Origin of the sequence: Thermoflexus sp. (assembly GCF_034432235.1) — a bacterium.
Lineage (GTDB): Bacteria > Chloroflexota > Anaerolineae > Thermoflexales > Thermoflexaceae > Thermoflexus.
In genome coordinates, this window is the sequence record NZ_DAOUCJ010000014.1 from 1 (window position 1) to 10,075 (window position 10,075).

Here is a 10,075-nt window from a genome sequence, read left to right on the forward strand (position 1 = left end):
CCGCAAACGCCTGGCGCATCTTGGCGCGGGTCATGGGAACCGATCCTCCGGGATGGATTGGGGCGCGCTGGGAGCCGGGCTCGATGAGGGGATAAGGGGTTTTCTCCACGCGCGTCCATAGCAATGATAGCGAATCCTGACCTTCAGAAACCCCAGCCCAAATGAAAAACGGGAAAAATGGGAAAAACCTCTGAGGACCCCGAGCCAGGAGACGGAGAGGATTTCGCCTGGCACCAGGAGGGCAGGAGCCTCCAGGGCTGGGATCAGGGTGAGAGTGAAATCCTGGACCGGGGCCTCGCAGACGCAGGGCGGGTCGCTGCGCTGGGGCAGCCTAGGCATCCGGATCGATTCTCCGGCCCTTCGGGTCCATTCGATTGGCGAAGATGGGCATCCAGGTCCATGCCCAGGGATCCTCTGATCAGATGAGGCCGGAGTTCTGATCAGCGCTTCCGCCCGCGCGGTGGCCATAGGTGGGGCGGGTTGGGTGCTGGCCACGTGGCGGGACAGCCCGTTCGCTTTACAGAAAAGAAGTCTTTCACTGGCCCTCTCGAGTGATCCCCTCCAGCACGTTTGCTTCCACCGCGATGTGGGCGGAGAGGGTTCCCAGCAACCCCCGGGTGGTCACCCGAACCCGGGCCCGACATGTCGGCGGCGCCGGCGCGCAGGACACCTCCTCCAGGACCGCCCCCGGGATCCGGGCGCCGGCCCAGATCTCCCACACCCGGGCCTCCATCGCGGCGGGATCCCCGACCAGATGCCCCTGCGCGTCCGGGGCGCTCACCTGCGCCCCATCCCGCAGGGCCAGGTTCAGGACCGTCCGCGTCCGCTCGATCCGGATCTGATGGACCATCAGGTCCCGGATCGCCGCCGTCAGCGGGGCGAAGACGATGGCGATGTAAAGCGCCAGGAACGGCAAGAGGCTCATGGCGAAAGCTCCCGCCAGTCGGATTTCCAGCGCTCCACATAGGTCTCTTGTCGGACCCGGACGTCCCGCCCCAGGAACGGAAGGGCGGGGACGAACAGGGTCGGCCGGGCGATCACCGTGCACACCACCCGGCCGCCCCAGGTCCCCTCATGCTGGACGGTGACGTCCACCAGGCGCCGCCCCAGGACGGCCCGGGCCGCCGCCTCCCCCTGGCGCAAGCCTTGCGCCGCATCCGGGGTCTGGGAGGCCTGGGAGGCGCAGGCATACGCCGCCCAGACCGCGAGCGCCGCCGTCCGCCCCCGCTCCATCAGGCCCAGGACCCCCCAGAACATCAGGGCCAGGACCGGCAGGGCCAGGGCCAGCTCCGTGAGGGCCTCCCCCCGCGTCCGCTTCGGCCGCCCCATCCCGGCCTCCTCACCACCAGCCCGCGGGCGGCCCGTCCCAGAACCGCCACTTCCGGAAGAGCAGGGACAGGGCCACCCGCCAGCGGATCGGGACGCCGTAGAAGCGCCCGCCGGCCTCCCGGACCTCGTCGGCGCGGGCCTCCAGCGATCGCCGGGCCGGATCCATGGCCGAGACGATCGCCCCGGAGGTCGTCCCGGGATAGGCGGAGGCCCGGAAGGCGGCCTCGGCCATCTCCCGGGAGCGAACCGTCCACCGGATGGCATAGGCGCCCGCGTAGAGCATATAGAGGAGCAACAGGAAGAAGGGGACCATGGCCAGGGCGAAGGAGACCAGGCTCTGGCCCCGCTGGTCCCGCCGACGGCGTCCGCGTCCCATCGGCCCTCCCTCACTCGCCGCCGCTGGCCGCGCCGGTGGCCTCATCCATCTTCTGGCCGCCGATCCGGAAAGCGTTCAGGATCCGCTGGCGCACCCCGGGCAGGGCCAGCGCGGCCACCACGGCGATGAACAGAAAGAGCAGCGCGAACTCCACCAGAGAAGCCCCCTCCTCGTTCAGCAGGAACCGTCGGATCTCAGAGAACATCGCACACCTCCCTGTATGGAGTTAAGGATGCCGAATGAATGCCGCTGGGCATGGATGCCAGTCGGCCAGAGTGTCCTTCCTCCGTTCTCGGAACCCCTTTCGGCGGGGCATCTTCCGCATCCTTGCTGAAAGGGGCCCTGACGCTCTCTTGTGGAGGCCTGATCTTCAGAACCCCAGGAAAGCCTCGCTGCCCAAGAACACCGGCATCAGGATCGCCAGCACATACCCGGCGATCGCCAGGATCCCTGCCCCCAGCACCAGGGGCTCCACTGTGGTAACGATCTCGGAGATCCCTTGCTCCATATCCACTGCCAGATCCTGCACCATCCCCTCCAGGATGGTGTCCATCCCCGAACCGCCCGTCCATGCCAGCCGGGCCATATCCAGGAAACGGACCACATAGGGGTCCCGGGGATCTGGGGTATGACGCCGCCCTTCTTCGATGGCGGCCAGCCCCACACTGTTGTGCCGGGCGATGAGGAACCGCACCCAGTTAGCGAACACCCCATCCCCCTGGGCTGCCCGGGAGAAGGCCTCATCGAAGGACCGCCCCGCCCGGAGAAAGCCCCGGGCGGTTGCCACCACCAGCAGCATATTGGCCCGGAACCGGCGCCGCCGATCGGCGATCGCTCGCGCTATCTCCCGATCCGGGGCCGTCAGCCCATACAACCCCACCGCCAGCCCGGCGATCACTCCGGGAAAGGGGGTCTCCCATAGCGCCCCGAACAGCCCCATGCCGATCACCATCGCCGCCAGGCCCAGCGCCATCCCCCGCAGCCTTGCCGCCCATACGGCTGAGATGGTGGCGTAAGGCGCATAGCCCGAGCGGGCGATCCGCTCCGCCAGATCTCCTTTCATCACCCCGACCTCGTCCAGGGTCCTCAGGACGGGCCAGAACAGGGGGTAGAGGGGGGCCATCCAATCCGGCAGCATCACCCCCCGATCCAGGGGATCTCGATCCGCGCCCTCCAGGCGGATCCGGATTCGAGGCCGCAGGAAGGCGGCCCAGAATCCTCCCAGGGTGAGTGCCGCTGCGACCACCATCGCCAGCTCCACGCTGCCCATCTCCTCCTCCCGCATCGGCGATGCGAAGTTCGCCCGTTACGATATCCCTATCTTGACGCTGATCGCCGGGCTACACCTCTGGCAGGATGGGATTCCCATAACGATCCAAGGGGATGAGCCCGGCCTTTCCCCGAGCAATGCCTACGGTCTCCTCCATCGAGAAATAGCGATCCATGATGTATTCCGAAACCAGCAACGATCCGAACCATCCTCCCACCACCAGGATCGGGTTGAGGGGGTTCGCCAGCAGAAGATCGCGAAACTCAGGGGCGGCAGACGAAAGGAGCACCAGTCCTCCGGCGCTCATTGCGATGATCATATAGATCTGGTTCTGCATCCCCCGCCCCCGGGCCCGGGCCACCTGCAGGATCCGCCGGATCCGATCCAGACTCTCAGAGACGGCTCCTACCAGATCCTGGATCCCGGCCCCGCCGGTGGCCAGCACTCCCAGCACCTGAGCGGCGGCGGTCACCACCGGATGGCCATAATCGCGGGCCCAGGCCCAGATCGCCTCCTCCCGTCCCTCGGGGCTGGCCCCCGCTCGCTCCAGCCGCCGTTCCAGATCGGATACGGCCTCCCGGGCCAGGGGCCCGGCGAGCTCCTTCGCCCGGGCCACCGCCTCCGACCGGGGAAGGCCGGCCCGCATCCCTCCGGCCACTCCCCGCAGGAACACCATCAGCTCCATTGCCAGCCGGAGCCGCCGCTCCGCCGCCTGCTCCCGGGCCCGGATGTAGTAAAACGTCGCCCCGAAGACCGCCAGCATAACGGCGGAAACCAGCCCCAGGCCGGCTACCAGGCCCAGGAAGAAGCCTCCCGCCGCCCACAGGGCGACGAACTGCAAGAAGAGAAAAGGCGGCATATCGATGCCCGCCGTCCGCAGGGTCCTTTCCAGCCCCAGTCGACCCCGGATCTCCCGGAACCCCTGGAGGGCCAGCAACTGCTCCCGGGGCCGGGCGATCGCCGCCAGCACCCCGGCACCCACGAGCACACCGATCAGGATGGCGATCCCATCCTCCATCCTTCCCTCCTTAGCCCTTAGCTACTTTTGCCTTCGAAGGGACAACAGCAGGAAGGCCCCGATCGCGCTGGCCTTCGCCAGCGGTGGAAGCTGCGGGGAAAACACAAGGGCACCCAGGAGGAGGACCCAGGCGATCATGGGCTCCGGTCGCTGGATCACCACACGTGGGTGCCGCCCCGCCAGGGCAGGCGTTCCAGCCCCAGCGCCTCGGCAGAGAACCCGGGCCGGATCGGTCGGGAAACCGGGGTCAGATGCCCATCCTCCCGGAAGAAGATGGTCCGAAGAACCGGGAGGTCGCCTTCCCCTTCCAGCTCCGGCATCACCTCGGCGATGGCCTCCACAAACCGGCGCATCCCCCCGCTTTCCTCTCGATAGGCCAGCACCGCCACAGCCGTCACCGCCTCTGCGAACATCATCGCCAGCGTCCGGATCGGCAGATCCCGGGCCTCCGGATGGCTCTGGGCCATCTGCAGATACCGGGACCACACCCGCTCGATGCTGTCGGTGTGGAGGGTGGTCACCTGGGGGCCGTGGCCGGTGTTGGCTGCCCGCAGGATCTCGAAGGCCTCCGGGCCCCGGGCCTCCCCCACCACGATCCCGTCCGGCCGCTCCCGCAGAGCCATCACCAGGAGATCAAAGGCCGTGAACGGCACGATGTCCTCCCCGGGAAGCCTGGGGCGGGTGAGCTTGTGCACCACGTTGCCCGGATCGCTCTCCGGGCGACCGTCCCAGAAGATCATCAGCTCATAGGAATCCTCAATGACCACCAGGCGGAACCGGCGGGCGGCCACCCGCAGCAGCGCCCGGGCCAGGGTGGTCTTCCCACAGCCCGTGGGCCCGGCGATGATAAGCGTCCCCTTACGGTCCAGCACGCCCACCAGATAATCCCGGGCTTCTGGGGACAGCACGCCCTCCCCAATTAGGCGCTCCAGGTCCGGTGCCCGGCCGGGTCGGGCGAGCCGGAGGGTGAGACAGCTGGAGGGGACAATGGGCGGCTCACTCCAGGAGACGCGGACGGTGAGGAAGCCGATGGGCTCAGGGAAGTCGAGGGAGAAGGCACCCTCCGCCGCCGGCTTGATGTCGTTAGGGGTCCGGAGGCCGAAGGCCTCACACAATCTGCGGATCCCACCCCACAGGCGGTCGGGGTCCTGGATCTCCCCCTGCCGCGTCCACCGGCCCCCCCGGAAGGCGTAGATGTAACGGCGATGCTGGATGGCAATATCCTCCACCCGGGGATCCGCGAGCAGCTCGTAAAGCTCCCCCCAGTCGAGCAGCTCCATGGCCGCTCGGGCCAGGACCTCAGGGCCCACCGAGGGGCCCAGCCGCTCCCGGGCCGCCCGCAGGGCATCGGCCGGCCGTGCCGGCCTCCCTCCGGTCAGCCGCGCCAGATGCGCCCGCATCTCTTCCAGGGCGTGAGCGGGAAGCACCTCCTTTGTGAAGGCCTGTCCTTCTATGGCTTCCACATGGGGCTCTGGAAACATGGGCACTTCTCCCGTGAAAGCTCCATCCGCCGCCGCTGAGCTGATGTGATCAAAGATTAAGGGATCCAGCGCCCGGAGGGCAGGACCCGGGATGCGGATTTCGCCCGGCTCAACGGCCTCCCCGCTCCAGCCGGACCCATTGGGCCTGCGGACCGGGGAGCGGGTAAAGGGCGCCATCCTCGACGCGCAGGATCCACGCCGAGTCCTCGCTGCCCCCCATCCCACCCCCGAAGCGCATCAGGTAAAAGCGCGTGTCCGGCGAGCACATCTCTGGTTCCAGCTCCTGGGGGTCATAAGCCCAGGAGATCCACTCAGGGAGAACCCCCTGGCGCTGAAAGGCCCTGATCCGCTCCGCTCGGGCCTCCTCGGTTCCGGAGACCAGCTCGTAGATGCCCCTCGCCATGTCCAGGCGATATACCCTGGATGGCAGGGACACCCCCTCTTCTCCTTCTTTGAACCTTTCGAAGACTTCCACAATCACCCATCGGTCCCGGGAAACGCAGAGGGGCCGCGCTTGCCAGCCCTCGATGAGATCCGCCGGGAGTGGGAACTCCCGAGTGGAGCCGTCTGGCCCAATCGTGCAGATGGCCTGTCCATCGCGGCACGCTTCCGCGCGGATGGAGGACGGCTCCGGAGCGCCGAGGGAGATGCCGGGCGGGGCCGGGGTGCAGACCGAACGGGTCGCAAGCGTCGCGCACAGCTCGATCGATTCCCCCTGCCGCCGCCCGAAAGCTTTTTGAAGACTCCTGTCTTCTCCTTCCCGGAGCGGGATCGGCCCCAGCCACCGCTGGCCATCCGTGAACCACAGGTCCGAACGCTCCCGCTCCCCGTCCTGCCGGTAGGTGTCCACCTCCAACGCGATCCAGTTCCCCTCCGTCTGGAAGCCATCCGGGAACGGGCGGGGCATAAAGGCCTGCGCCTTTGCAGCGGTGGGCCGGGCGGTCGGGGAGGCCGTCGCAGGGGGCGGCTTCGTCGGGGTCCGTGTCGGAGTGGGAACCCCCGCTCTCGTCGGCGTGGCCGTGGGCGGGATAGGGGCGGGGGTCTCCGGCGTTGCCGGTGTGAGGCGGGCCGGGGGCGAGCCGCAGCCGGCCCATCCCATCAGGATGAGGAATGCCCACCGCCGAACGCGCCCGCCGCTCATGGGATCCCTCCGGTTTCCGGGTTTCGAACGCTCAGTGCCCACCAGCTCCCCCCACGGGCCTGCCCGTCGATGCTGGCCACGAATTCCTCCCATCGGTAACGCTCCCGGGTGTTCTGATAGGGGTTATAAAGGGTGACATAGCGGCCGTCCGCTCCCTCTTCCAGCTCGCCCAGCGTCACCCAGTGGGGAACCGTGTTGGGATCCTCCGGGGTGGTATATGAAACCAGCCTGCCGTCCCCGGGATGGGCGCCCCGCCTCTCCTGGATCCGCACCAGCATCATGAGCTGTTCCCCGCGTTCCAAGCGCTCCCGGAGGCCGCGCCACAGCGCCTCTGGATCGCGCTGGCCATCCGGCAGGCGTGCCCGTTCCATTTCCGTTCCATAGGAGCGAGCGATCGCTTTGAGATCTTCTTCCCCCGTATAAAAGCCCAGGCCGCGCCGGCCCTTCTGCAGGCGGGATGCCACATCGTTCTGAATCCGCTCCCGGAAGCCCTTGTCGGCCATCCGCTCTGCGAGCATCCGATCCACCGCTTCCTGGGCCGTTACGGGCTGGCCCAGCGCCCGTAACGCCACGCTCAGCGCCACCGGCCCACATGCGGCATACCACCGGATCCGCCCATCTGGCTCCTGTAACCGCGCGATCTGATCCTCGGAAACGCCCGCCCGGCGCAGGATCTCCGCGTCAACGCGCATCTCAAACTGACTGGCGATCGGGCGCCCGTTCGCATCCACCGCCAGGGGGATGTCAGGCAATGGCCCGGAGGGAGCCCCAGAGAGGGACCAGAGCCCATGGGCGGCCTCCTGGAAAGCCTGATCCAGGCGGGCGATCCCGGTTTCGAGGGCCTGGGCCAGCCCAAGGCTTCGCTCGGCGATCTGCGCCCGGCGGGGCGTCTGGGCCGCCCAGGACCCTCCGAACTGCTCTCCGGGGACCGCCCGCACAGTTTCCGATAGCTGGCGGCCCACCATCTGCGCCTGCCGTTCCAGCTCCAGCCATCGTTCCGCCCACTGTCGCAACGCCTGGGCATATGAGCGGACTGCCTCGGGATGAACCCGCAGTCGATGTCCGTTTTCCATCCCCCTACCTCTGCCTCCTGAATATCGCGGGAAGTAGCTGGAGGCCTAGGGCCTCACACGTCCCATAGCAGCTCAAAGCGGATCAGCCCCTTTCCAACTTGGGTCAGCATCCAGATGGCCCGTCCCATTCCAGCTTACGGCTCGGGCAGCGCCTGAAGCATCCGGCTGACCTCCGCGATCGCCTCAGCGATCCGGGCCTCGCCCGCTCCGATCCGTTCGTCCAGCCGTCGGCGTGCCTCCAGCCAGCGCCGGAACTCCTCCAGCCGTCGCGCGGCCTCCTCGAGGTAGCCCTGGGCCGCCTCCCCCGACCACAGCGTCGGAAGCTCGCTCTGGATGGCCGCCGTCAGGCCAGCCAGGAGCTGCTCCGGCCGTTCATCCATCAGCAGGCGCCGGTAACTCTGGATCGCCTCCGGTTCGTGGACCAGCCATCCCCCCAGACCGCGCGGATCCACGCTCATCGCTGCCTCCGATTTCAGGTTTGGAATGAGAAAGGGAGCGCACAAGCGGGGGCTTCAGCCGCCCTCCTCCCTTCATTGGGGAAGATGGGCGAAGCGCGCCCCCTCCTGCTCCTCCGCTGTCCGCTGGGCCTCCACGATGCGGGCCAGATCGACCCCCAGCGCTTTCAGGCTGCGAGCGATCTCCGTTCCCGCCCGAACCCACTCCGCGCTCCGGGCCTGCAGCGCCTCAGCGAAGGGCGAGCGGCATTGCTCCTCCAACCCTCGGGCCGCTGCCTGGACCTGCTCCAGGTAGGCCTCGAGGTCCACACCGCCCTGTTCAATCCTCCGGGCGATGGCTAACATCGCATCGTAATCAAAGCGGCTGATCGACATCGGGCACCTCCATCAATGGGCTCAGTGAGCGCGGGCGGAGCGCATCCGTCGGGCCTGTTCCTCCTCTAATGCTTTCAGGGAAAGCAACGCCTGCCGGAGGGAGGCGATGCTGGCCCGGCTCTCGCTCAGCGATCCCCGGATCCGACGGTCCATCCCTTCCCCATATGCGCGGACGATGGCCCCATGGGGAAGCCAGCGGGACGCTACCGACTCCAGAAGTCCGTGGAGCTGGATCCCCTGTCCTTCCATCGCCTCGAAAACCCGTTCCATCTCCGAACAGAGGGAGAAAGCGCGTTCATAATCCACCTGATAGATTCGGCCCATGTCGGCCCTCCGAAGCGTCAGGTTCCATCAACATGATAGACACCAGGGTTTTTCCCATTTTTCCCGTTTTTCATTTGGGCTGGGGTTTCTGAAGGTCAGGATTTGCTATCATTGCTATGGACGCGCGTGGAGAAAACCCCTATCCCCTCATCGAGCCCGGCTCCCAGCGCGCCCCAATCCATCCCGGAGGATCGGTTCCCATGACCCGCGCCAAGATGCGCCAGGCGTTTGCGGACTTCGATCGGATCCATCAGCTGGTCGGACGCGCCGCCGCCCGCGTCATCCGCACCCTGGACCTGCCGCCCTGGCTGGAATGGGAGGATGTGCTGCAGGAAGGCTTCCGGATGGCCTGCGAGGCGGTGGATCGCTGGGATCCCCGGCGGGCCCGTTTCACCACCTACCTCTACCCCCACCTCGACTTCTTCCTGAGACGGGAGATCCAGCGCCAGCTCCCGGCCCGGTTGGAGCGCGGCCTTTCCGACGAGCGCCTGGATGACCTGGAAGCGGAGGAGGATGCCCTCCACGACGTCGAGCTCCGGCATACGCTCGACGCCCTGCTCAGCCGGTTGAGAGCGGAATCCCCCCTGGCCTTTGAGGTGATCGCCTGCTTCTATGGCCTGGAGGGCCGGCGGATGCATCCCCTTCCGGTCATCGAGCGCCGGCTGGGCTTGCCGCGGGGGGAGGGGGAGCGGTGGTTGCAGGAGGGGTTAAGCCGGCTGCGCCAGATGTGGGGAGAGGAGGACTTGGAGGACGGGACCGCTCCCCCCGGAGGGCCTTCCGGATCCCCGGGGCCTGCTCCCCTCCAGGCCCCCGGCGGCCCGAGGCGCTGAAGCGCGGAAGAGGGCGTGGCCCCTCCCTCGGGATGCGCGCCGATGGGACCGAGGATCCCGGGCCCCACGGGCTCGGCTCCCCGCGCCCTCCCTGTTTCGGGGAGGGGGCGAGGGGGCGACCGGCCCGTGGGGGGGTTCGGGGACGTGCCGTGGGGGTGATCCGGGCCGGCCGGAACCCGGCCGTCTGGGAGGGCATCGCCCGGCTCGAATGGGGAGGCGGGTGGGCGGTTTTCCCCCACCGTCCCCCGAAGGAAGAGCCCCCTGCCCATGGCGATCATCCGGATGAGCGCATTCCATCTTCACCGGAGGTGTCCGATGCGCGGGATCCGCACCCTGATCCGGGAGCTGTGGTGGTATCTCACGTATGACGACTATGGCCGGCGCCGCCTCCGCCCGGCCGCTT

The 10,075-nt window shown here is 67.9% G+C and carries 13 protein-coding genes; 1 reads left to right on the forward strand and 12 read right to left on the reverse strand.

Annotated elements, in window-relative coordinates; translation table 11 throughout:
* Nucleotides 1-535 precede the first annotated feature (535 nt).
* The 12 genes from VAE54_RS01935 to VAE54_RS01990 form a co-directional block, all read right to left on the reverse strand.
* Nucleotides 536-925: a hypothetical protein gene (locus tag VAE54_RS01935; RefSeq protein WP_322800244.1), complete on the reverse strand. Its 390-nt coding sequence runs from the start codon at nt 923-925 to the stop codon at nt 536-538.
* Entirely contained in the window at nt 922-1,329 is a 408-nt protein-coding gene (locus VAE54_RS01940) for a hypothetical protein (protein ID WP_322800245.1), read from the reverse strand. The genes VAE54_RS01935 and VAE54_RS01940 overlap by 4 nt, the downstream gene beginning before the upstream one ends.
* Before the next feature lie 10 nt (nt 1,330-1,339).
* Nucleotides 1,340-1,705 (reverse strand): hypothetical protein, encoded by a 366-nt coding sequence (locus tag VAE54_RS01945; RefSeq protein ID WP_322800246.1) that lies wholly within the window; start codon nt 1,703-1,705, stop codon nt 1,340-1,342.
* 10 nt (nt 1,706-1,715) lie between these two features.
* Complete coding sequence (locus tag VAE54_RS01950) at nt 1,716-1,910, reverse strand: hypothetical protein (protein WP_322800247.1); 195 nt, start codon at nt 1,908-1,910, stop codon at nt 1,716-1,718.
* A 165-nt stretch (nt 1,911-2,075) separates the two neighbouring features.
* Nucleotides 2,076-2,975, reverse strand: coding sequence for a hypothetical protein (locus tag VAE54_RS01955; RefSeq protein WP_322800248.1), 900 nt, complete (start codon nt 2,973-2,975; stop codon nt 2,076-2,078).
* Nucleotides 2,976-3,045: 70 nt separating this feature from the next.
* A complete protein-coding gene (locus VAE54_RS01960; protein WP_322800249.1) occupies nt 3,046-3,993 on the reverse strand; it encodes a hypothetical protein in 948 nt (315 codons plus the stop codon).
* Between the two features lie 155 nt (nt 3,994-4,148).
* The gene (locus VAE54_RS01965) at nt 4,149-5,474 is read right to left on the reverse strand and encodes an ATPase, T2SS/T4P/T4SS family (RefSeq protein ID WP_322800250.1); all 1,326 of its coding nucleotides are present in this window, start codon (nt 5,472-5,474) and stop codon (nt 4,149-4,151) included.
* A gap of 109 nt (nt 5,475-5,583) precedes the next feature.
* Nucleotides 5,584-6,615, reverse strand: coding sequence for a hypothetical protein (locus tag VAE54_RS01970; RefSeq protein ID WP_322800251.1), 1,032 nt, complete (start codon nt 6,613-6,615; stop codon nt 5,584-5,586).
* Entirely contained in the window at nt 6,612-7,688 is a 1,077-nt protein-coding gene (locus tag VAE54_RS01975) for a hypothetical protein (protein WP_322800252.1), read from the reverse strand. Before VAE54_RS01975 ends, VAE54_RS01970 begins: the two co-directional genes overlap by 4 nt.
* A 134-nt stretch (nt 7,689-7,822) precedes the next feature.
* On the reverse strand, nt 7,823-8,146 hold the full coding sequence (locus tag VAE54_RS01980) for a hypothetical protein (protein ID WP_322800253.1): 324 nt from the start codon (nt 8,144-8,146) through the stop codon (nt 7,823-7,825).
* 72 nt (nt 8,147-8,218) lie between these two features.
* Complete coding sequence (locus VAE54_RS01985; protein ID WP_322800254.1) at nt 8,219-8,518, reverse strand: hypothetical protein; 300 nt, start codon at nt 8,516-8,518, stop codon at nt 8,219-8,221.
* Nucleotides 8,519-8,539: 21 nt separating this feature from the next.
* Nucleotides 8,540-8,842, reverse strand: coding sequence for a hypothetical protein (locus tag VAE54_RS01990; RefSeq protein WP_322800255.1), 303 nt, complete (start codon nt 8,840-8,842; stop codon nt 8,540-8,542).
* A gap of 200 nt (nt 8,843-9,042) precedes the next feature.
* Between VAE54_RS01990 and VAE54_RS01995 the strand changes: the two genes are divergently transcribed.
* A complete protein-coding gene (locus tag VAE54_RS01995; protein WP_322800256.1) occupies nt 9,043-9,672 on the forward strand; it encodes a sigma factor in 630 nt (209 codons plus the stop codon).
* The last annotated feature ends 403 nt before the right edge of the window (nt 9,673-10,075 follow it).